We start from the raw sequence: 21,411 nt of genomic DNA on the forward strand, positions 1-21,411 counted from the left end.
TGGTTAATTTATTATACCTTCACGGCAAAATAGGTGTTAGCACCTTGTGTTTTAAGCAGGGCTGAATCAGCAATTACAACGTGCTGAAGCACAGAACCTGAAATTTTAGCAAAAAAAGACATTCTCCAGCACGGGAGTATGTCCGCTTAAAGGATTTTCTCAGTTAGACACTCAATATTCATCATACCATCTTTAGTCTGGAAAAGCAATTTTTGAGGAGAATCCTCAGCTCCTGATCCCCTCTCTGGGTTTGGAGGTCAAAAAATCAAATACTTCATCAAAAAGGTGTTCTTTTTCGTCGCAATGGCAAATCAGATGTTTGGAGTTCTTATAAAAAATCAGCCGTTTTTCTTTCGCGCCAATGTTTTCATAAAGATAACGGGCGCTTTTTGGAGGGACGATGCCATCGCTCTCACCCTGGGCGATCAAGGTAGGTACCTTGACATCGTTGAGAATAGGCTTGATTTTGTTCACAAGCCTGCGAAACTGCAAGGTAGCGGTCATGGGTGTTTCTTTGATTTTTCTTTTGTAACGCCTGAACAGCTCATTTTCCTTCAATTTTCCATTTACCGTGTCCCTCATCATTTCCTTGATGTCGAAGGCAAGCTGCCTTGGATTGACATAATAGGCAGCGGCACTGAGCAGGACCAGCTTTTCAACAGGATAGGCCGAGGCCAGATAGCTGGCAATCAGGCCGCCCATCGAAAAACCGACTACATAGACGGTATCACACTCTTTCAATAGAGCCTTCAGTTCCCTTTCAGCATGATCAATCCACTGATTATGCTTGATCCCCTTCAGACTAAGCTCATCGCCATGTCCAGGCAGGGTCGGAACAACGATTTTCCAGTCAGTCCGCGCTCTTAATGACTGGGCAAGAGGCTCCACTTCGAAAGGAGAACCGGTAAAACCATGGATCAACAGACAACCTATCATAACCAATCACCTATTAGTTTTTCTCGTATTTAATCTTTCCCCATTTTAAATGATTTAACCCAGAATTTCCTCGATTAAGCATCAAAGAACAACACCAAAAAGATGTCCCGGTTGAAGGACATCTTGTTTGCTGTTTATTTTTGGAGTGCCTGGACGACCTCCTCCAGCGCCATGCCGCGTGATGCTTTGACAAGGACGATGGTTTCATCGGTTACATACTTTTTCAGTTCTTCACTCAATTGCTGTTTATCACCGAAGGCAAAGACCCTGTTCTCGCCGAGGATTTCCTTTGCTCCTCTGGCGATCGCTTCACTCAGCTTGCCGTATGTGAATACATAGTCCACCTTAGAGGCATCAAGGGAAGTCCCCACTTTATAATGATATTCTTCCTCCAGCGGCCCAAGCTCGAGCATGTCACCGAGTACAAGGATCTTGCGGCTGTATCCAGACAGATTGGCAACGAGGTCGATTGCCGCATTCATGGAAGTTGGGCTCGCATTATAGGCATCATTAATGATTTTTTCGCCATGCGCCCCCTCTGAAAGCTCCATCCTCATGTTTGTCAGCTTCAAACTGGCAAAGCCGTCATTCATCTTTTCAAAAGGAACGCCAAGGAACTCTGCGGCAAGCATGGCTGCCAGCGCATTCAAGATATTATGGTTTCCGAGGACCGGAAGATAGAACGTGTCACTGACGAGATTCGTTGTGAACTTGTTTCCATTTTCCATCGGCTCAATATCAACTGGATAAAAATCATTCTCCCAGCTTGCCCCGAATGTTTTCAGGATGCCATTCCCTTTGTAATCCTGCAGCCTTTCCTGCAATAGCGGCTCATCTCCGTGAAAAATGATCAGACCATTCTCCCGGAGGCCGCTGATAATTTCCAGTTTCGCGTCAGCAATGGCTTCCCTTGAACCAAGATCAAGCAGGTGGGATTCTCCGATATTCGTGATGATCACAGCATCCGGACGTCCCAGCTTGGTTAAAAACTCAATCTCACCCTTGCTGCTCATGCCCATTTCAAGCACGGCAACCTCTGTATCTTCCTGAATGCGGAGAAGCGTCAGTGGCAGTCCAAGGTGATTGTTGAAGTTCCCCTCTGTTTTTTGGACCTTGTATTTCTGTGACAGCAGATTCGCTGTCATATCTTTTGTCGTCGTCTTGCCGTTGCTGCCGGTAATCCCGACAACCTTGAGATCAAGTGAATTGCGGTAGCTCCTTGCCAGCTCCTGAAGGGCTATCGTCGTATCTTCAACGACGATGACTGGAAGGTCTTCCGGAGGGTTCGGCACATCTTTTTGCCAGAGGGCAGCCGAAGCACCGCCATTTCTGATTACATCTTCGACAAACTTATGGCCGTCTGTCCTTGCTCCTTTAAAAGGAACAAACAAGTTTCCGGCTTCGATTTTACGAGTGTCAATGGATACCCCTTTGACCTCGACATCGGCAAATTTGCTGACGTCATTCAGCCCGCCTGCCATTTGTGCAATTTGCGCTAAAGGTTTTTGGATCATACAAATTTCCTCCCATGAAAAGAGAGAACACGGCCATATATTCCGTGTCCCCCTGGATGCTAAGCTTTACTAGAATGTATATTTGATTTTCTGCTTTTCAGCATGGCGTTCAATTCCAAGGTTCACCAGCTTTTCGATCAGCTGCGGATATTCGACACCTGCGTGCTTCCACAGAAGCGGGAACATGCTGAATGGCGTGAATCCTGGCATTGTATTGACTTCATTGATCAAAAACTGTCCATCTTTTGTCAGGAAAAAGTCCGCACGAACAAGGCCAGAGCAATCAAGCGCCTTGAATGCCGCGATAGCCATTCCCTTCAGGTCAGCATATTGCTCCTCCGTGATTTCTGCCGGAATGATCATCGCCGTATCGCCATCTTCGTATTTCGCCTTATAGTCATAGAAGTCTTTCTTAGGGACAATTTCACCAACGACCGAGCATTCAGGCTCATCGTTCCCAAGGACGCCGATTTCGATTTCCCGTGCCACGACACCCTGCTCGACGATGATTTTGCGGTCAAATTGGAACGCCTCTTTGAATGCCTCTTCAAGCTCCTGCTTATTGGACGCCTTGCTGATGCCCACGCTCGACCCAAGGTTCGCAGGCTTTACAAAGCAAGGATAGCCAAGTCTTTCTTCAACTAGACCGTATACCTTATCGCTGTCCTTTTCCCATTCGCTGCGAAGGGCAGATACGTAATCCACCTGAGGCAGTCCCGCCTGAGCGAAAATATTCTTCATGATGACTTTATCCATCCCTGCCGATGAGGCAAGAACGCCATTCCCGACATAAGGAAGGTTCAAAAGTTCAAGCAGCCCCTGAACTGTTCCGTCTTCTCCATTTGGTCCATGAAGCAATGGGAAGATGACATCCAGCGTCTTGCCCTCTTCCTTTCCGCCTGCCTGGAATAATGCCGGTGTAAAAGAAGGAGTAGGCAGATTCGTACCATCCGCAAATTCAAGCTGTTTGACGTTCTCAGCAGGTGCGTTCAGCTGCGGTCCCTTGACCCACTCCCCTTCCTCCGTTATGTATATAGGATAAATCTCGTAGTTTTCAAAATCCAATGCCTTCGTCACAGCCAATGCTGTCTGCATCGATACTTTATGTTCAGCCGATTTGCCGCCGTACAGCAGCCCGATTCTTGTCTTCATAAAAATAGACCTCCAATAAAATTCAATCCGCTTATTATTTTACCACTTTATTTTTTAATAAAGGAATTGTTATCAATATTTAATATTTGCTCTCCAGCTTTACTATTTCCTGTTTTCAATGCATGAAACCTGCGAGTAAGACAAAATTAGCAATAGGCATCCGTTCCTGATGCAATCGCCTACTGTACCATATGAAAAAACAGGTCATTCCGTGAAAGGAGAACGCAGGTAAAGGTCACTTTTAAAAGGAGTTTTGTATTGGGATTTAGCCTGATTGTTTTACTGGAAAAAATCCGTCGGAATTTCCAATTCGCTATAAAAACGGGAAAGTCGCTATATTATCGGAAAAGTCGCTATAAAAATCGAAAAGTCGCTATAAAAACAGATTTTCCGCTATATAAATGAAAAAGTCGCTATAAAAACAGACTCTCCGCTATATAAATGAAAAAGTCGTTATAAAAAAACAGATTTCTGCTATATAAATCTGATTCCAGCTATTATAAGGTGAAATTTCCGACTCCCGAATACTGAAAATCATCTTAAAACAAAAAATACGCTCAGGTTTTACCTGAGCGCTGGTTATTTTACGATTAAAACCGGTGCTTTTACCCGTTTTGCGATTTTATGGCTGACACTTCCCAGGACCATTTCCTGCAGGCCATTCAAACCGCGGCTGCCGACGACGACGATATCAAACTGGTTCTTGTTTGCATACTCAACGATCGCTGGACCTGGTTCTCCAAGCAATTTTTCAAACTTGTAATTCAGGTTTTCCTCTTCAAGCATATTTGTTACAGGCTGCAGCCTGGCTTTCCTTTTCTCCTCGACCAATGTCTGGTCCGCATTACGAAGGACATCCTCCTTGGAGGTTTGTCCATCAACTACATACACAACAGTTATTTCACTATCGCTATTTAATCTGGCCAGCTCAACCGCTTTTTTCGCCGCACGTACTGAATGGTCGGAACCATCGGAAGCGAGCAAGATTCTTTTAAACATAACATTCCCCTCCTACAATAATTTCCATTATCTAATTTATAAAGAAAGCACGTTGATTCGTCAACGCGCTTTCTCAAGTTTATTTTAATGTCCGGAAAGCTTTGCGCCTTCCTGTTTGTGAACGGCCAGTTTGTCAATCAGGTGGGAGCTTGGCTCATTCAAGCCCTGCAAACGGACCACAGTACCGTTCTCTCTCAATTTGATGACAATTTTATCGAGTGCCGCAACCGCTGAATCGTCCCAAACATGGGCATGAGTCAGATCGATGACGACTTCCTTTGCTGTTTCTTTCAAATCGAATGATTCGATCAGATCTGTAACGGACGCGAAGAATACTTGTCCTGTAACAAAATACGTGCGGCGTTCAGCTGCAACATCAAGTGTAGAAGTAACTTTCACCTTTGAAATCTTTGCGACAAAGAAAATCGCACTTAAAATGATTCCGGCAAATACACCTTTTGAAAGGTCATGCGTAAACACGGTTGTGACTGTCGTAACGACCATGACGATTGAATCCGTAACAGGTGTCTTTGCCATCCCTTTAATGGATGACCAATCAAATGTTCCGATTGATACCATGAACATGACACCAACAAGGGCAGCCATTGGAATTTGAACAACGACATTTCCTAACACAAGAATCAGGAACATCAAGAATGTACCCGCAACCAAGGCAGACAGTCTGCCACGGCCGCCAGATTTAACATTGATGACGGATTGGCCAATCATTGCGCAGCCTGCCATGCCGCCGAACAATCCAGCGACGATATTGGCAATTCCCTGTCCGCGGCTTTCTTTATTTTTATCACTAGCAGTATCTGTCATATCATCGACGATTGAAGCTGTCAGCAGGGATTCAAGCAAGCCAACGATCGACAAAGCCAATGAATATGGGAAAATGATTTTTAACGTTTCTAGATTGAATGGTACATCAGGAATCAGGAAGGTTGGCAATGCAGCGGTCAGATTTCCCATGTCACCAACGGTCCTCACATCACTCTTGGTCATAAGTGCAATAACAGTAATCACGATGATTGCCACAAGCGGTGACGGAACTGCTTTTGTGATACGCGGGAACAGATAGATGATCGCAAGCGCGCCCGCTACCATTGCATACATAACCCAAGTAGCATCTACAAACTGCTCAAGTTGCGCCATAAAAATCAGGATGGCCAGTGCATTCACGAAACCAATCATAACGGAACGCGGGATGAACTTCATGAATCTTGCCAGCTTAAGCACACCAAAAAGAATCTGCAGGACACCTGTCAAAATTGTAGCGGCCATCAAATATTGTAAACCATGGTCGGCAACAAGCGTCACCATCAACAGCGCCATCGCACCGGTCGCTGCAGAAATCATGCCAGGACGGCCGCCGACAATCGCGATTGTCACAGCAATAGCGAATGATGCGTAAAGTCCTACCATTGGGTCAACACCAGCAATAATCGAAAAGGCGATCGCTTCTGGAATCAAAGCAAGCGCAACGACAACCCCTGCAAGGATATCTCCCTTCACGTTGCCAAACCATTGTTCTTTAATTGTATTAGTTTTCAAGTAAACACCTCTTAAGTTAATTTTGTGGCTTCCTACTCTCAAGCAAGCCGGGTCCGATAAAAACAGGACCTATCATAACACAATTACCAGAACGAGCAACCGTTATTGTAAGCGTTGCAACCAATACTTTTCTTCAAATTGCGGGTTATATCTCCTTTTTTCATATAGATACAGTAAAAACCTTAAAATGTAAATTCCAATTCTAACATGCTTCTCGAAAGCTTTTAAAAGTGCCCTTTTGTTATGATGGTCTGGGAGGTTTTTACATGAAGACATCAGAATCATCAGCACCATTTAAAACAAATTTTTATTACGGCTGGGTCATCGTGTTCATTGCTGGTCTCGGGGTATTTTTTTCAGGGCCAGGGCAAACGTACTCGGTATCTGTCTTTATTGACTCTTACATAAAAGATTTCGGCTGGAGCCGCTCGCATGTATCTGCCGTTTATTCACTAGCTACTCTTGCCGCTGGAATCTGTATGTTCTTTGTCGGCCGCTTCGTCGATAAATGGGGCCAGCGAAAAATGTCTGTGATTGTTGGGACTGGACTGGCACTAGCCAGTTTTTGGAATAGTATCGTCGTCAATACCGCGATGCTGTTCATCGGCTTTTTCCTGATTCGCGTCCTCGGCCAGGGTTCGATGAGCCTGATTCCAAACACTTTAGTGCCTCAATGGTTCATCACCAAACGCGGGAAAGCGATGAGCCTGATGGCTATCGGCGGCTTCGCCAGCTCAGCAGCACTTCCGCCTTTGAATGCCTGGCTTGTCTCCACCTGGGGCTGGAGCTTCTCCTGGAGGTTTTGGGGGATTCTATTACTTGTTGTTTTTGTTCCGCTTGCCTTCTTTTTAATCAGAAACAAACCGGAGGATATTGGCGAATATCCAGATGGGATTAAACCCAATTGGACAAATGATCCGGCCGATCCAAACATATCGAGCATGCCTTTGGAAGAGGTCAACTGGACAGTCCAGGAAGCAGTCAAAACACGCGCATACTGGTTGCTGCTGTTTTGTGTCGGAATTCCGGCACTTGTAAACACCGGACTCACTTTTCATCTAATCTCGATCTTCAAGACAAATGGGATTTCTCCAGGAATCGCTGCGCTGGTGTTAAGCTTGATGGCTTTGATTGGCTTTCCGGTCACTTTGATTGCCGGACCATTGCTCGACCGGGTAAAAGTGCAATACGTCCTCGCAGGAATTTTCGCAGGGGAAATTATCTTCATCCTCGTCCTGCTGGCAGCTGACCAAACTACGGTTGCGATTGCCTTTGGGGTATTATGGGGAATCAGCGGCGGCTTTGAAAGGATTACCTTGAATTATGTCTGGCCGAGCTTCTTTGGCCGCAAGTCACTTGGCAGCATCAAAGGATCAGCGATGACGGTGACCGTGCTCGGTTCAGCCTTGGGACCGCTGCCATTCGGACTTGCATACGACCATTTTGGCGGGTATAAGGAAATTTTGCTGATTACTATTATTCTTCCGATTCTGGGTAGTACTGCATCACTGCTCGCCAAGAAACCAGTGAAGGAAGTTTAGCGGAGTCTCCTGAGCTTTCGACACACATGCTAGCTTAACTTGTTACCGTGATTCCGCTTCCTCTCGGTTTTCGGGCACATNTTGGCCTNACTTNTTACCGAAATTCCGGCTTTTNTCGGTTTTCGGGCACANGTGGTCTTAATAGCTGTAATTCTTAACTCAATAAAAGATCAAAGTCCTGCAACTCAATGAGCTACAGGACTTTTTTCAACCTATCGGTGTGCATATTTCAATATAATGTCCATCGGGGTCTGCTGCGTAGGCAACGACCTGGCCCCATGGTTTTTCGGTTGCTTCTAGCAGGATGGGGACTCCGGCGGACCGCAGTTTTTCTACGGCGCCCTGGACATCTTCTGTTGTGAAGCCTAGCTCGAAGGTTTGTTCTTTCCTAATTCCATCGGGGATTGGCAGCTTGGTAATTTCTCGGCCGCTTTCCCTGGTGTTCATTGAGAGCACGGTGCTGCCTGTTTCGTATTCGATATAGGTCCCAAATTCGTTTCGGAGTTTCAGGCCCAGCAGCTCACCGTAGAAATGCTTTGTTCTCTCCAGGTCGGAAACATATAAAATCACATAACCCATTTTCATTTCCATCGTCATCACCTCTTATGTTTAACATTCGAGGTGGATTGGCCGTATTCCTTCATTAAGTTTTTTCCTGCTCGATAGTTCAGGATCGCTTCCTTGGTGCAGGCATAAATCCCCTCGCTGATCAGTTTGCCTAGCGGCGAAGCGGTCCCGGCATAGGGAATCTCTTCCCCTTTCTGGGTAGCAGCGATACAGATGCTGTCCGTTGAAATGCCGATGTTCTGGCTGGCAATCAACAGAGTACTTCCTTCCAGCTCCTGCAGGGCGCTCATTTTCGCCTCAGCCGCGGTCATTGCGCTCTGGATGAACGCTTCTTCGGAAACTCGGCCATTAATGAACAGCCATGTATTGATATTCCTTGGGCTGTCTCGATGCGTATTGCCTGCAGAGACTATGATGAAGATCGATAAACAGCCATTCTCAAAAAAACGGCGTGCTGTGGTTTCAGCAGGGACAGCCGTCATCATCGCCACCGTCTCGCTCGGCAGGAAGCCATTTGCCTGCAGGTACTCAGCCATTTCTGCCTTATGGTCGCTGCAATCATATTCCATCGGGACCACCCGGTGGACAAAGGAATTATGCCAGCCAATCCCGGCACCGGTTATTCCTGAAGACATTGTCCTCAATTTCACCGGTGTCTTTAGTGTAATCCGGTCGTGACCAACATTGAGAAACCTTGAGTCTATTTTGAAATCGGCAGCATGATTGTCGTCCGACTCGGGGACGAGCAGCAGCTGGGGCCTAGCAACTTCCGGGTGGGGATGATTTTTGATTTGCGTCTTATAGACAGCTTTAATTCGCTCTTCTTTTAAAACCTCAGCAGGAGTATCGACAATCAGCACTTCGCCGTTTTCCAAAAGCAATAGCCTATCACAATATAACGAAGCCAAGTTCAAATCATGAAAAATCGAGACGACTGTTAACTGCTCATCTGCAGCCCATTTTTTCAGCAAATCCAACAGCTCTTTTTGGAAGCTGAGATCAAGATGGTTCGTCGGCTCATCGAGCAACAGGATCCTCGGCTGCTGCGCCAGTGCCTGCGCAAGATAGACTCGCTGCCTTTCGCCGCCGGATAGTTCAACGATTGATTTTTCCTGGAGATGGGCGATCCCTGTCTGGTCCATCACCTTAAGGACAATCTGCTCATCTTCCTCACTCCAGCTATGGAACCAGCCTTTCTGGTGTGCATAACGGCCAAGCGAGACGGTTTCTTTCACACTATACGGGAAGGCCTGGTCGGAATGCTGCGGCAGGACCGCCATCATCCTCGCAAGCTGCTTCGGTGAATACTGAGTCAGGGGCCGGCTGTCCAGCTCAATGGCACCTTTTCTGAATTCCAAAGCGCCGCTGATCATTTTTAACAGCGTGGTTTTCCCGCTGCCGTTTGGACCAAGGATTCCGAACAATTCACCTTTGCCAACCTCGAAGGAGACTTCCTTCAACACCTCGCCGCCTGCATATCCGCCTGACAAATTCTTCACTGTAATCATGAGCCAGCACTTCTTTCCCTGCGATTTTTCATTAAAATAAACGCAAAAACCGGAGCTCCGATTAATGCCGTGATTACGCCAATCGGCAATTCCGATGGCGCGATGATGGTTCTAGAAATTAAATCAGCGAGAATCAGGAAGCCGCTGCCAATCAGGACGGATATCGGCAGCAAGTGGCGATGGTCCGGCCCCCATACTGTCCTGGTCAGATGGGGAATGACGAGACCAACGAAGCCGATTGTCCCGGAGACAGCAACCGCTGAACCTGTTAAAAGGGAACCTGACAGCAAAATCAACAGCTTGCGACGCTCGACATTGACGCCGAGATGCTGGGCCCGTTCCTCACCAAACGACATCGCATTCAGTTCCCTTGAGTTTGCCAGTAAAATAACCAGACCAATCACGAAGAAAGGGAAAATGATTTTTATATACTCCCAGCCGCGCATCGACACGCTGCCGAGCAGCCAGCCAATGATTTGCCTCAACTCTTCACCGGAGAGGGCGATCATCAAAGAAATGAAAGAACCTAGAAATGAACTTAAGATAATTCCGGTTAAAATGATCGTCTCCACCCTTAGCAGCCTGTCAACTTTGCGGGCAAAAAACAGGACAAACAGCACAGTGGCGAATGCGAACAGAATGCTGAGCACCGGCAAGGTAAAGGCACCGGCCAGCGGCAGCGAAAGGCCAAAGAACAGCGTCACGACAGCACCAATGGAGGCACCTGATGAAATTCCGAGTGTATACGGGTCTGCCAGCGGATTGCGCAGCAGTCCCTGGAACGCAGCACCGGCGATTGCCAGTGATGCACCGACAAGTCCTGCCAGGAGCACGCGCGGCAGCCTGATTTCCATGACAATACTTGCATGCATCGGATCGATTCCCTGTCCCTGGAAGCGGAAAATTTCAGCACTAATGATTTCAATAATAGCGGGTACAGGTATGGAAACCGTTCCGATGGAGATTCCCAGCAGCATCGAGATGATCAAGAATGCTGCTGCAAATAGATAGGCTAATCCTTTATTATTTAAAAACGTCCGGGTAAATGGCTTTTGCAAGTTCCTCCGCTCCTTCAGCGAGCCTTGGGCCTGACCGGGTAACAAGATCGGAGTGGACATCGAATACCTGCTTGTCCTTGACTGCTTTTACATTGTTCCAGCCCTGCCGCGCAAGTACCTGCTCAGCAGCTTTTTCAGTATAGTATCCATAGGTTGTCACAACGACATCAGGATTACGCTCCACCATGGCTTCCGGGTCGACTTTCGGCCATCCTTCCATGTCGCCGGCAGCATTCTTCGCGCCAATCAACTCAAGCATTTCGTTGATAAACGTATGATTGCCGGCTGTGTAGATTTCCGGTTCAGGAGAGACCTCGACAAATACTGTCTTTTGCTCTTCCGGTTTGATAGCTTCCGCTTTCTTCTTCAGGACTGCGAAGCTGTTTTTCATCGTCTTGATAAGCTCGGCTGCTTTTTCAGGCTCACCAATCGCTTTTCCAATCATCTCGATGGATTGATACACTTCTTCAAATGATTGCGCATCATTTACGACGACAACAGCAATTCCTGCATCTTTTAGTTGCTGCAGCCCTTCTTTTGCCGTGTCCGCGGTAGACCCCGGGGCAAGGACTAGGTCTGGCTTTAAGGAAATCATTTTCTCAATATTGAATTCCATGCCGCCGACTTTTTCCTTCGACATTGCTTCCTCTGGGTAATTGTCGAAATCCGTGACGCCGACAATTGCGTCGCCGCTGTCAAGCGCATAAACGATTTCCGTGTTGCTCGGAATCAGGGAAATGATCTTTTCAGGCTTTTCTTCAATGATAACTTCTTCATCAAGCGCATCTTTTACCGTGACAGGGAATCCTGACTGTTGCTCCTGCGCGGTTTTTTCGCCTTCCTTTTTTTCTGGCTGTGCTTCGGTACCGCACCCAGCCAGGATTATGGCAGCTGCCATCCATAACAACAATAACTTCTTCATTCACTTCTCCTCCATTTTTCGATAAATAAAAGACATCTCCACCAGAAGGGGAGATGTCCGAGTAAGCAAATGTTTTTATCACCATAAAAGACATAGAGCCTGTCGGCACCTCCCTATCCTCGTAGTTTGCTTGGTGCAATGGACAGGCAGGTCTCCTGGCTCATGGTCAATGCTCGCTGCGCCTTCCCATACATTTGTACAGTGGCGTAATGCAGCTTGCTCCCATTTACAGTGGCGGGACCGCGTTGGATTTTCACCAACTTCCCTATTAAGTCTTGTTATAAAAGACACCTGTTCATTTCGATATGTAATTTTCCGCTACAACCCATTATACACGATTTGCCAAAAGTTGCTGCAAAGATTTTGTTTTTTCGACTTATTGTGCAAGCAAGCTCCATTCCTTCAACTTTTTATCGAAAACAAGTCTGCCGTCAGGATTGTTGCGGTTCGCTTCTTTGTATTCATCATGCATGTCATCCATGTTGGCAAAATCTCCGATGATCCAGATCGGTATTTCAATCCTGTTGCGGTTCTGCTGGATGTTCTTCAGCGAAAACACGGCACCCTCCTTCAAGGCTGGTATCAGTGATTTCAGGATTTCCTTGCTGACAGAGGGATAGGACTTCTTTTTCCGGATTCCAAGCAGCGTTTTTTCCGGTTTCATTTCTCCCAGCTTACCTGCAAGGACATTGCCAAGCATGCGGAAAAAGTCATTGAAATTGCGGTAGTACGTCTTGTTGAACCAGCCGTCTTCGTTGGAAAGGTACACAAAGCGATTATTAAGCTGATTGTAAAAAGGCAGCTTCAAATGATGCTTGATATGTCCAAGATAAAGAAGTTCGGCAATTTCCTGGGCCGTCAGTACATTCAGCGCTTCCACTTCCTCAAAATCAATCCAGCAAAAATCCCCGTAAGCATGTGTATTGGCTCCAATGAGCTTTTCGGCATTTTCTTCTGGTACATACTCAAATAAGGTATGCCTGTTGAATTCGCCATCCTCATAGCGATGCTTCAACAGCAATAGATGGTTAAAAGGATCGGGCAGCGACCGGGCAAATTCATGGAATTCGATTCCATGCGAAAGCACATAATGATCCCGTTCGTTCATGTGGAGATATAATAAATCCCTGCTATAAGGATGGTTCTTTTTCAACAGCAAAACCTCCCGGAAAATTCTAAGCTGCAGAATGCCAGCGGCTCCGTACAAATAACACTTCTTCCATTCTAACAAAAACGATGGAAAATATCTTATTCTGAATCCTCAAAAACATAATTATTATCCGCCTTTCCCGCGAAAAGAATCCATTGGTAAAAAAGAAACCAATCCCTCCTGGCATTCGTCTATATTTATAGGAATATATTACCTGCAAAGGGATTGTGAGGATAATCTTTGTCTGCTAGCATTAAAATGGTAAGGCCTTCACAAATAGGCGAAATATTATGTGATGAAAATGATTTGGACAGGGTGTAGCAAATGGATAAATCGATTAAAAAATTCGACCGCTTTGATTGGACGTTGACACTTCTCTTACTGTTGTTTTTTCTGACCAGCTGCCTCGCCATTTATAGCGCCCAGAAGACCGGGCAATATGTTGGTCAGAACTTTTTATACAAGCAAATATTTTGGTATGTCGTCGGTTCAGGAATCATTGCAGTCGTGATGATGTTCGACAGTGAACAATACCGCAAACTCTCATGGTATTTATACGGCTTCGGGATCTTCCTGCTCGTCTTCCTGTTTTTCGCTCCTGCCAGCATTGCGGAAGAAAGGAACGGGGCCAAAAGCTGGTTCTTCATCGAGCCATTCGGTTCGATCCAGCCCTCCGAGTTCATGAAAGTCTTTTTGATTCTTGCTTTAAGCACCGTCATCTATGCCCACCATAAAAAACATCCGAGAAGGACACTTCAAACAGACTTCCTGCTGTTCATCAAGCTTGGCTTGATCACCGCCTTACCGCTTGGGATGATCATGATGCAGCCAGACCTTGGAACAGCATTGGTCGTAATTGCGATTTTCACAGGAATCGTCCTAGTTTCCGGCATCACGTGGAAAATCATCCTGCCTCTCTATGGCGGTGGAGCTGCGCTTGGAGCCGGCATTCTGTATCTCGTCATTTGGAAGCCAGAGATCCTGAAGAAATATCTGGGGGTAAAAACGTATCAGTTTGGCCGTATCTATGCCTGGCTTGACCCGGAGAGCAACCCGGAATATGGCTACCATTTATTGAAATCCCTCAGTGCGATCGGGTCTGGCATGCTGACTGGAAAAGGGATCAATGGCAGCGAAGTCTATATTCCCGAAAGCCATACAGACTTCATTTTCAGCGTCATCGGAGAGGAATTCGGCTTTGTTGGCGGCAGTTTTGTCATCAGCCTGTACTTCCTGCTCATCTACCACCTGACCAAAACAGCGCTGGATACGAATGACCCTTTTAACTCCTATATTAGTGCAGGTGTCATCAGCATGATTACCTTCCATGTCTTCCAGAATATCGGAATGACCATCCAGCTGCTGCCGATTACCGGGATTCCGCTGCCTTTCATCAGTTATGGCGGAAGCTCGCTGATGGGGAATATGCTGGCGATTGGGCTGATTTATGGGATTCGCTTCCATCATAAAACCTATATGTTTGCATCAAGTGACAGGAGTTTTGATTTATGAAGCTAGTAAGCAATTATCGTGAAAATAATGAGTTGAGGAAGAGTTTCATTCAGCTGGCCGCCGACATTTTCGGTCTTGATTTTACCAACTGGCATGAAAAAGGCTATTGGGGAGAGCGATACATTCCGTATTCCTTCGCAGATGGCGGCCGGGTGGTTGCGAACGTGTCGGTCAATGAGCTAGATTTGATCTTGAATCGAGAAAGCCGTAAAGCCCTCCAAATCGGTACCGTCATGACCCATCCGGATTACCGTAACAAGGGGCTGTCGGCAAAACTAATGAACCATGTCCTGGCTGAATACGAAGGAAAGTATGACTATATGTATCTGTTCGCTAACGACAGCGTGCTCGATTTTTACCCGAAGTTCGGCTTTGAACGGGTTGAGGAGTACCAGTATTCAACGAGAGTTCCTTCTGATACAGGCCGGGCAGGATTAAGAAAACTGGAGGTTCCAGCAGATCTTAAGCAGATCGAAAAAGTCGTTTATGGCAGAGTGCCGGTTTCCCAGTCGTTTGCGACTGCCAACTCGGGCGGCATCACCATGTACCATATCCTGAATGTTTTTCCTGACCATCTTCATTATTCAGAGGAAGAGAATGCAATCGTCATTTTCACGGAAGAGAACAGTCAGGTCCAACTATATGATGTAATCAGCACCTCACCGGTGAATATCACCAATCTCCTTCCTGAAGGGGAAGTTGTATTCCATTACACACCTGATTACAAGGGCTTGAAAGTCCATTCAGTTCCTTTCAAACGGGAGGGAACATTATTTGTAAAAAGCGGCGTAGGGCGGGAGTTCCCTCGCTTTGTGAAACACCCTTTCACTTCGGAGGCATAAAGAACAAAAAGCGCAAGCGCCTTGTTCAGCACCGACAAGCGCTGGAGATCCTGACAGTGAAGTTGTTCTTTGACTTCATTGGCAGGACCGAAACGTCTCGAGGAGTTAGGAGCCGCAGCTAGACAAGCGTCTCGAGCTGCTCAAAGCTAACGCTTATCGCAAGATACTCGAAGAGGTTTATTCAGGGGAGAAAACTGGCTAGGTGCTGGAGCTGGATTAAGACACCCATATCCAGTTATCCAAACAAAAACGCTTTTATAATTTCCTATCCAACAAAAAAGGCTGAGCAGCTCAGCCTTTTTCCATTGCATTTGTCCTTATTTTACCGATTGCCCTTATAAAGAAATAGACAATAAACAACCCCATGATCACCAGCCCGAGTTTGTTCAGGTCAAACAATTTAAGGACCGCTCCAGCCAGCGTGACAATATAAAGGATCCCTAGCATCGCATTCATTTCCCTGTTTTCAAAATAAGCGGTCATCCTGGCGCCGAATTGGGCACCGACTAACGCACCGGCAATCAGCATCAAACCAATGAAGTAATCGATTTGCGTGTTGACCGCATAGGAAATGAAACCAACTGAGACGATGAGCAGCACTGCAAACAAACTTGTTCCGACTGCTTTTTTCGGATTGAATCCCAGCGAAGTGATGATGAGCGGCACGATGATGAACCCGCCTCCTACTCCAAGCGATGCCGAAACAAAGCCGCCGACGAACCCGACTGCCAAAAGCTTTGGTACCGAAAAATGAGCTGGTGCAGGAATCTCTTCGTCTTTCTTTTGGCCCTGTCGAATCATTTTTATCGCAAAATAAGCGAGCAGCACAATGTAAAGGAACGGAATGACAATGTCATCCCAACCCCGCGCTTCCAGAGCATATACTAGCGGCCGGGCAAGCTGTGTCGCGACAATCCCGCTAAGCCCCATGATCAATCCCTCTTTCCAGAGGATATTTTTCATGCGGATGTGAGCGGCAATCCCTGACATGGAAGTACCCACCGTGAAAAACAAGCTCGTTGTGATTGCTTCAAGAGGCGAAAACCCAATCAACAGCAAAATCGGTGTCAGGATAAAACCTCCCCCAACTCCGAAAAAGCCCGACATCACGCTGATCAACCCGCCCAGCAGCAAGAAAAGTATATATTCCATAAACAACATCCCTTTTATAGACTATTTCTCTACTTAGGATACCATTAATAGTTGGCTCTAGCAGAAATAAAAATGGTATACTTCTAATTAAGCTTATTTAGCCCCTACTATAACCACTCAAAGGAGATACTGTTTCATGTCTGAATGGATCCACGCGATTGAAGAATGGCTGCTTGAATTTGGTTCATGGGGACTATTCTTCGTCTCTTTCCTGGAATCTTCCTTTTTCCCGATTCCTCCCGATGTTCTGCTGATTCCAATGGGCATTGCCAACCCTGACAAGGCGCTCTGGTATGCCTTCATCACCACAGCAGGTTCCGTACTCGGTGCAATTCTTGGCTGGTACATCGGCAAAAAAGTCGGCCGTCCTATCCTTCGTTATTTTATTAAAGAAGAGAGAATTGTCCTGGTCGAACGCTATTTCGAGAAATACGGTGCAATGGCCATCCTGATTGCCGGCTTTACACCTATCCCATATAAAGTCTTCACGATTTTTTCCGGAATCTCCAAAATCAAGATTCCTACACTCATCATCTGGTCCATCATCGGCCGCGGCATCCGTTTCTTCCTAGAAGCAACCATCATCGTCACACTCGGCGACAAAGCCATGCCATTCATCGAAGAGAACTTCGCGATGCTGACAATTGCCCTCGGAGCCGTCGTGATCATTGGATATTTGGTTTATATGTATATAAAAAGATCGACGAAAGCATAACACAAAAAAAAATGCTTGTAGCCTAATGGGCTTCAAGCATTTTTTGATGGTTGATATTTAAGATTAGCACCCGTTAACGCAATAAGAAATTAACTTCTATTTACTGGTTAAGCTCAGTAAGAACTATTTAAAAAGTTGTTCATTAAAAACACTAATTGAATATATGTTTTCTTCTAATAAGTTATCAGATATCTGCTTTATTATATGTGGTTCTCGTAAATCATCGTTTTCAAATGCTAAAAGGTCATTGACTTTTATCCACTTGCTGTCAGTAATTTCATCTTCTTCGAGATTTAATAAACCTCCAGTAACCTCACCAATGAAATGAAATAATATTACTTGATTGTTCGTATTACTGGTAAAGTTATATACTCCAGTCGTGCCAACCAAATTTACATCTAAACCCGTTTCCTCTTTTACTTCCCTCCGAGCTGAATAAAGAATGTCCTCACCATACTCTATATGTCCACTCGGAAAATTCCACTTATCGACAGCAGTAGGTTTATTCTCTTTTATAATTAAGACTTTATCACTACTAAAGACTGAGACACTTGCTACTAATACAATTCCATCTTGAGACATCCATTTCTCCTCAATTCTATAGAATCTTTACTATATATAAATAACTTCTTCCTTCACTAAACTGGTCGTTTAGCTCATAATGAATTCAACAAAAAGGTGCCTCATTCCTTCCTGGGTCGAGGCACCCGTTATTATCTATGGGCTTTAATATATTAATCTCTCCTCCTGGGAAAGAATTTTACCGTTGTAACGGCGGAATATTAAAAGGCCAAATCGCAAAAGATTTGGCCTTTTGTTTGTTCGTCTATCGCCTTCTGTTTCGCTTCCGCAAGAACGCCGGAGTCTCAAGCGAGTAATCTGGCTGCTTGGCACCCCGGTCGTAATTCGCGGGCTCCTCGTAGGCAGGCGGATTGCTGTAGTTGCCCGATTGGCCGTAGTTTCCGGACTGGCCGTAACTGCCCGACTGGCTGTGGTTTTGGGCCTGGCCGTAATTTCCTGATTCTGCATAGGCAACACGTTCTCGCTGTCTAGATTGAGAGTTGTATTGCTCACGGGAATTGGCAATCATGTCTCCAGGACGCCGCGATGTGTTCGAAGGCTGAACTTCCTCCACATCATGATCGAAGCCGGTCGCAATCACGGTCACCATGATTTCATTTGTCAGGTTTTCATTGATGACTGATCCGAAAATCATGTTAAGCTGGTCATCTGTTGCAGCCGCCACAATATCGGCCGCTTCCTGGACTTCATACAAACTGAGGTTCATGCCGCCTGTGATGTTCATCAGCACTCCTTTAGCGCCATTGATGCTTGTTTCAAGCAATGGCGAGGAGATGGCCTTTTTGGCAGCTTCGGCAGCTCGGTTTTCTCCCGAAGAGACACCGATGCCCATAAGTGCCGTTCCTTTATTTGACATAATCGTTTTCACGTCAGCGAAGTCCAGGTTGATCAAGCCTGGCACGGCGATCAAGTCGGAAATGCCCTGGACACCCTGCCTGAGAACATTGTCCGCCTCACGGAATGCTTCAAGCATTGGCGTTTTCTTGTCGACGATTTGCAGCAATCGCTCGTTTGGAATGATGATTAAGGTATTGACGGCTTTCTTCATCTCTTCAATTCCGGCTGCCGCATTCTGTGCCCGCTTGCGGCCTTCAAAAGTGAACGGACGAGTCACCACTCCAATTGTAAGTGCGCCAAGTTCGCGCGCAATATGGGCAATCTCCGGCGCAGCACCGGTCCCGGTTCCGCCTCCCATCCCTGCCGTTACGAACACCATGTCCGCACCTTCCAGAGCATCTCTGATCTGCTTCCTGCTTTCCTCAACAGCCTTTCTGCCGATTTCAGGATTGGCACCAGCACCCAGGCCCCTGGTCAGCGAACCTCCGATTTGCATTGTGACCTCCGCTTTTGACATGTTGAGAGCCTGCGCATCTGTATTCACAGAAATGAACTCTACTCCCTGCACGCCATCCTCAATCATCCTGTTTACGGCATTATTTCCGCCGCCCCCTACACCAATTACTTTTATAGTGGCAAATTGATCGATATTAGTATCAAATTCTAGCATATATAGTCCCCCAAATTAGCTTCTGATTTTTCCCCCTATTTTTCTCTATACCTATAAAATTCGCCATCGGCTTCGATATTCTGTCTTTTCCAGCTAATTGTTAAACAACTGTAATCTAAAAGGAATAATGTGTCATTCTTGGTTGGAGTGAAGTAAAATGCACTTCGCAAAAGTTCATGAATAAATCTGGCAAGACATTTAAATAACTAGAGTTATAAAAATAAAATGCGATGCCCTTAGAGCATCGCCACGTCCTGCATAAAAGTTCTATCTTAATTGTAACATAGTCTATCCTAACTTTGAGGTCTCTCAATAGATTCAGTTCCATCCAAAACCATTAAGGGTAGTTCTTTACTCGGAAATTTCAATTAGAGTTTATGTATTCAATCAACCAACAATCCCGGTATTCCCCTTCGTGAAGTTCTCGTTTTGGGAGTAGTTTTACTTTTTTAAAACCACATTTTTCATAACACCTTAAAGCCCTCTCATTACAAACTTGAGGGTCCATCACTATTCGGTCTACTTTTTTATGATTAATTAGGAATTCAACCATAGATGTAACAAGTAATGTGCCAATCCCTTTGTTCCAATATTCTACTTCACCTATAAATTGATCGATCCCAAAAATATTTTCATTTAAGTATCCATATACATTTTTCGTGTCACTATCTAATTTATAATATTGGATATATCCAATTTCCTTACCATCAAATTCTACGATACATTTAACTGTTTCATCTTCAGAATTATAAAAAACACGATTAACTTTCCCAATATCAAAAGGATTATCTCTTCCTTCATAAAATTCAAGAACAGACGGATCAGAAAGCCACTTGGATAAAATATAAATATCCTGAACTTCCAATTTACGTACTTTTAAATGACCGTTTTGGAAAAGCATATAATTACCCCTCTAATTAAATTATCCTGCTTGTTAACTCAAATCACTTCATCGGGGTGTCAATTTTATTATTTAATGCCTCTGCCTGGCTCATAAAGGAATCCATATTGGCACTTATAGTCAACTTCAATCCTAATCCAACTTCACGAAGTGTTTTTCGTAAGTCTTCAAAGTTCTGTTTATCCTCTTCTGTTAAATCTGCAAAGCTATACAATTCATCATGTGGATATTGATTTAATTTGGAATACAAATGTTCAAGGACTTCCTTGTCATTTTTCGAGAGCGTTCCTAATTGTTCTCCAGTAGTGATTCCGAGCCAGATACCATTTAATACATCCCCTAATTCGGTTGTAACCAGGTTGGGTTCAGACCAATCCTCATCCATTTGGTTGGCAATCAGGCCTTCCAACTCTACTAAATTATTTTGGACCTCTGTCACAAAAACTTGCTCCTTTACGAAGTTCATCTTTATCATTCCCCAGGCGACAATTATGACGAGTATTATATTTAACCCTATCGAAATACCGAGAACTAATTTACTTCTTTCGCCCATTAAACTCCTCCTTAACTATTAGAAACCTCTGTTCCCTACTTCAATAACAAAAGCCGCCAAAATGGCAGCGCTCTAAAACATTGTCAACGGTCAGTAAAAGTGCTTCTTATTTTCGCAATTCATCAGACAAACCGTCATCATCTTTATATTCGAACCTGGTGATTTTTCCTTCTTCTTTAGTAGAGAAAGTAACTTTTCCTTTTACATTCGCAGTATTTTCTTCACCGTTTTTCTTATAACCGACACTGGCAACAAATGTATAAAGGTCCGGGTTATCCCCGTTTTGCTTGATCGTGACATCCTTTAGGGTTAATTCATATTCATTTTCATATGCATAAGTTGGATATTGAGTACCCATTGCTGCTATGAAGAAATCGAGCCCTGATTCTGTAAAGTAGGGTCCATATGCCTCTTGTACATACTGGTCAAATTCTTTATTTTCTTCTTTATCATTTACAACGGTCTTATATTTAGGATTCCACATCAGGTCCATAAACTCCTCGTCCGGACCGGTAAATTGGTGTTCAAGGACTTTTGTGATCGCTTCTTTCTTACTGTCTTCCGATTTCGAACATGCTGCAATGAAAAGCCCTGAAGCGATCAACAGCACAGTCAAAAGAAGAATCGGTTTTGTTTTTATGATCATATTAGTCCTCCCCCTTTAGAAGTAATACGCTGATGCAACAATAAAGTTTCAGATAATTGGATTTTTAACCATTTTTTCCAGTTTATTTAGAAGGCCA

General features: G+C 45.1%; 20 protein-coding genes and 1 riboswitch. Of the genes, 4 read left to right on the forward strand and 16 right to left on the reverse strand.

Going from position 1 to position 21,411, the window contains the following annotated elements; all coding sequences use genetic code 11:
- Positions 1-225: 225 nt before the first annotated feature.
- The 5 genes from ACNAZ4_RS21615 to ACNAZ4_RS21635 all read right to left on the reverse strand — a co-directional run bounded on the left by ACNAZ4_RS21615 (position 226) and on the right by ACNAZ4_RS21635 (position 6,158).
- Entirely contained in the window at positions 226-936 is a 711-nt protein-coding gene (locus ACNAZ4_RS21615) for an alpha/beta hydrolase (RefSeq protein WP_415818001.1), read from the reverse strand.
- Between the two features lie 134 nt (positions 937-1,070).
- Positions 1,071-2,450: a UDP-N-acetylmuramoyl-tripeptide--D-alanyl-D-alanine ligase gene (locus ACNAZ4_RS21620; RefSeq protein WP_415818005.1), complete on the reverse strand. Its 1,380-nt coding sequence runs from the start codon at positions 2,448-2,450 to the stop codon at positions 1,071-1,073.
- Positions 2,451-2,519: 69 nt separating this feature from the next.
- The gene (locus ACNAZ4_RS21625) at positions 2,520-3,602 is read right to left on the reverse strand and encodes a D-alanine--D-alanine ligase (protein WP_415818007.1); all 1,083 of its coding nucleotides are present in this window, start codon (positions 3,600-3,602) and stop codon (positions 2,520-2,522) included.
- 579 nt (positions 3,603-4,181) lie between these two features.
- A complete protein-coding gene (locus ACNAZ4_RS21630; RefSeq protein ID WP_415818010.1) occupies positions 4,182-4,601 on the reverse strand; it encodes a universal stress protein in 420 nt (139 codons plus the stop codon).
- 84 nt (positions 4,602-4,685) lie between these two features.
- The gene (locus ACNAZ4_RS21635) at positions 4,686-6,158 is read right to left on the reverse strand and encodes a SulP family inorganic anion transporter (protein ID WP_415818012.1); all 1,473 of its coding nucleotides are present in this window, start codon (positions 6,156-6,158) and stop codon (positions 4,686-4,688) included.
- 266 nt (positions 6,159-6,424) lie between these two features.
- Between ACNAZ4_RS21635 and ACNAZ4_RS21640 the strand changes: the two genes are divergently transcribed.
- Positions 6,425-7,699: an MFS transporter gene (locus ACNAZ4_RS21640; protein ID WP_415818015.1), complete on the forward strand. Its 1,275-nt coding sequence runs from the start codon at positions 6,425-6,427 to the stop codon at positions 7,697-7,699.
- Positions 7,700-7,906: 207 nt separating this feature from the next.
- Here ACNAZ4_RS21640 and ACNAZ4_RS21645 read toward each other — a convergent pair whose 3' ends face one another.
- From ACNAZ4_RS21645 to ACNAZ4_RS21665, 5 genes are all read right to left on the reverse strand, one after another.
- The gene (locus ACNAZ4_RS21645) at positions 7,907-8,290 is read right to left on the reverse strand and encodes a VOC family protein (RefSeq protein WP_415818018.1); all 384 of its coding nucleotides are present in this window, start codon (positions 8,288-8,290) and stop codon (positions 7,907-7,909) included.
- A gap of 5 nt (positions 8,291-8,295) precedes the next feature.
- The gene (locus ACNAZ4_RS21650; RefSeq protein ID WP_415818021.1) at positions 8,296-9,774 is read right to left on the reverse strand and encodes a heme ABC transporter ATP-binding protein; all 1,479 of its coding nucleotides are present in this window, start codon (positions 9,772-9,774) and stop codon (positions 8,296-8,298) included.
- Positions 9,771-10,832 carry a FecCD family ABC transporter permease gene (locus ACNAZ4_RS21655; protein ID WP_415818024.1) on the reverse strand — a complete coding sequence of 354 codons (1,062 nt, stop codon included), beginning with the start codon at positions 10,830-10,832 and terminating at the stop codon, positions 9,771-9,773. Before ACNAZ4_RS21655 ends, ACNAZ4_RS21650 begins: the two co-directional genes overlap by 4 nt.
- A complete protein-coding gene (locus tag ACNAZ4_RS21660) occupies positions 10,798-11,754 on the reverse strand; it encodes a helical backbone metal receptor (RefSeq protein WP_415818026.1) in 957 nt (318 codons plus the stop codon). The genes ACNAZ4_RS21655 and ACNAZ4_RS21660 overlap by 35 nt, the downstream gene beginning before the upstream one ends.
- A 128-nt stretch (positions 11,755-11,882) precedes the next feature.
- A riboswitch (cobalamin riboswitch) is annotated at positions 11,883-12,064 on the reverse strand.
- A gap of 66 nt (positions 12,065-12,130) precedes the next feature.
- On the reverse strand, positions 12,131-12,907 hold the full coding sequence (locus ACNAZ4_RS21665; RefSeq protein WP_415818028.1) for a hypothetical protein: 777 nt from the start codon (positions 12,905-12,907) through the stop codon (positions 12,131-12,133).
- Between the two features lie 321 nt (positions 12,908-13,228).
- Here ACNAZ4_RS21665 and ACNAZ4_RS21670 point away from each other — a divergent pair, with 321 nt between their 5' ends.
- On the forward strand, positions 13,229-14,416 hold the full coding sequence (locus ACNAZ4_RS21670) for an FtsW/RodA/SpoVE family cell cycle protein (protein WP_415818030.1): 1,188 nt from the start codon (positions 13,229-13,231) through the stop codon (positions 14,414-14,416).
- Positions 14,413-15,258: a GNAT family N-acetyltransferase gene (locus ACNAZ4_RS21675; protein WP_415818032.1), complete on the forward strand. Its 846-nt coding sequence runs from the start codon at positions 14,413-14,415 to the stop codon at positions 15,256-15,258. The genes ACNAZ4_RS21670 and ACNAZ4_RS21675 overlap by 4 nt, the downstream gene beginning before the upstream one ends.
- A gap of 291 nt (positions 15,259-15,549) precedes the next feature.
- Here the strand turns inward: ACNAZ4_RS21675 and ACNAZ4_RS21680 are convergent, their stop codons facing one another.
- Positions 15,550-16,410 (reverse strand): sulfite exporter TauE/SafE family protein, encoded by an 861-nt coding sequence (locus tag ACNAZ4_RS21680; RefSeq protein WP_415818034.1) that lies wholly within the window; start codon positions 16,408-16,410, stop codon positions 15,550-15,552.
- 136 nt (positions 16,411-16,546) lie between these two features.
- Here ACNAZ4_RS21680 and ACNAZ4_RS21685 point away from each other — a divergent pair, with 136 nt between their 5' ends.
- The gene (locus tag ACNAZ4_RS21685; RefSeq protein ID WP_415818036.1) at positions 16,547-17,125 is read left to right on the forward strand and encodes a YqaA family protein; all 579 of its coding nucleotides are present in this window, start codon (positions 16,547-16,549) and stop codon (positions 17,123-17,125) included.
- A gap of 123 nt (positions 17,126-17,248) precedes the next feature.
- On the opposite strand, the gene ACNAZ4_RS21690 is transcribed toward ACNAZ4_RS21685, so the two are convergent.
- From ACNAZ4_RS21690 to ACNAZ4_RS21710, 5 genes are all read right to left on the reverse strand, one after another.
- Entirely contained in the window at positions 17,249-17,707 is a 459-nt protein-coding gene (locus tag ACNAZ4_RS21690) for an NUDIX hydrolase (protein ID WP_415818038.1), read from the reverse strand.
- A 244-nt stretch (positions 17,708-17,951) separates the two neighbouring features.
- On the reverse strand, positions 17,952-19,214 hold the full coding sequence (ftsZ, locus tag ACNAZ4_RS21695; protein ID WP_415818040.1) for a cell division protein FtsZ: 1,263 nt from the start codon (positions 19,212-19,214) through the stop codon (positions 17,952-17,954).
- Between the two features lie 364 nt (positions 19,215-19,578).
- Positions 19,579-20,115 (reverse strand): GNAT family N-acetyltransferase, encoded by a 537-nt coding sequence (locus tag ACNAZ4_RS21700; protein WP_415818042.1) that lies wholly within the window; start codon positions 20,113-20,115, stop codon positions 19,579-19,581.
- 43 nt (positions 20,116-20,158) lie between these two features.
- A complete protein-coding gene (locus ACNAZ4_RS21705) occupies positions 20,159-20,668 on the reverse strand; it encodes a hypothetical protein (protein ID WP_415818044.1) in 510 nt (169 codons plus the stop codon).
- A 106-nt stretch (positions 20,669-20,774) separates the two neighbouring features.
- The gene (locus ACNAZ4_RS21710) at positions 20,775-21,314 is read right to left on the reverse strand and encodes a hypothetical protein (protein WP_415818046.1); all 540 of its coding nucleotides are present in this window, start codon (positions 21,312-21,314) and stop codon (positions 20,775-20,777) included.
- Between the last annotated feature and the right edge of the window lie 97 nt (positions 21,315-21,411).

The sequence above is a fragment of the Mesobacillus thioparans genome, from assembly GCF_965138835.1.
Taxonomy (GTDB): Bacteria; Bacillota; Bacilli; order Bacillales; family Cytobacillaceae; genus Mesobacillus; species Mesobacillus thioparans.

Bases quoted from the DNA above. Each gene is read 5' to 3' on its own strand.
- ACNAZ4_RS21615 (WP_415818001.1), bottom strand. From the start codon at position 936: ATGATAGGTTGTCTGTTGATCCATGGTTTTACCGGTTCTCCTTTCGAA.
- ACNAZ4_RS21620 (WP_415818005.1), bottom strand. From the start codon at position 2,450: ATGATCCAAAAACCTTTAGCGCAAATTGCACAAATGGCAGGCGGGCTG.
- ACNAZ4_RS21625 (WP_415818007.1), bottom strand. From the start codon at position 3,602: ATGAAGACAAGAATCGGGCTGCTGTACGGCGGCAAATCGGCTGAACAT.
- ACNAZ4_RS21630 (WP_415818010.1), bottom strand. From the start codon at position 4,601: ATGTTTAAAAGAATCTTGCTCGCTTCCGATGGTTCCGACCATTCAGTA.
- ACNAZ4_RS21640 (WP_415818015.1), top strand. From the start codon at position 6,425: ATGAAGACATCAGAATCATCAGCACCATTTAAAACAAATTTTTATTAC.
- ACNAZ4_RS21645 (WP_415818018.1), bottom strand. From the start codon at position 8,290: ATGGAAATGAAAATGGGTTATGTGATTTTATATGTTTCCGACCTGGAG.
- ACNAZ4_RS21650 (WP_415818021.1), bottom strand. From the start codon at position 9,774: ATGATTACAGTGAAGAATTTGTCAGGCGGATATGCAGGCGGCGAGGTG.
- ACNAZ4_RS21660 (WP_415818026.1), bottom strand. From the start codon at position 11,754: ATGAAGAAGTTATTGTTGTTATGGATGGCAGCTGCCATAATCCTGGCT.
- ACNAZ4_RS21670 (WP_415818030.1), top strand. From the start codon at position 13,229: ATGGATAAATCGATTAAAAAATTCGACCGCTTTGATTGGACGTTGACA.
- ACNAZ4_RS21675 (WP_415818032.1), top strand. From the start codon at position 14,413: ATGAAGCTAGTAAGCAATTATCGTGAAAATAATGAGTTGAGGAAGAGT.
- ACNAZ4_RS21680 (WP_415818034.1), bottom strand. From the start codon at position 16,410: ATGGAATATATACTTTTCTTGCTGCTGGGCGGGTTGATCAGCGTGATG.
- ACNAZ4_RS21685 (WP_415818036.1), top strand. From the start codon at position 16,547: ATGTCTGAATGGATCCACGCGATTGAAGAATGGCTGCTTGAATTTGGT.
- ACNAZ4_RS21690 (WP_415818038.1), bottom strand. From the start codon at position 17,707: ATGTCTCAAGATGGAATTGTATTAGTAGCAAGTGTCTCAGTCTTTAGT.
- ftsZ (WP_415818040.1), bottom strand. From the start codon at position 19,214: ATGCTAGAATTTGATACTAATATCGATCAATTTGCCACTATAAAAGTA.
- ACNAZ4_RS21700 (WP_415818042.1), bottom strand. From the start codon at position 20,115: ATGCTTTTCCAAAACGGTCATTTAAAAGTACGTAAATTGGAAGTTCAG.
- ACNAZ4_RS21705 (WP_415818044.1), bottom strand. From the start codon at position 20,668: ATGGGCGAAAGAAGTAAATTAGTTCTCGGTATTTCGATAGGGTTAAAT.
- ACNAZ4_RS21710 (WP_415818046.1), bottom strand. From the start codon at position 21,314: ATGATCATAAAAACAAAACCGATTCTTCTTTTGACTGTGCTGTTGATC.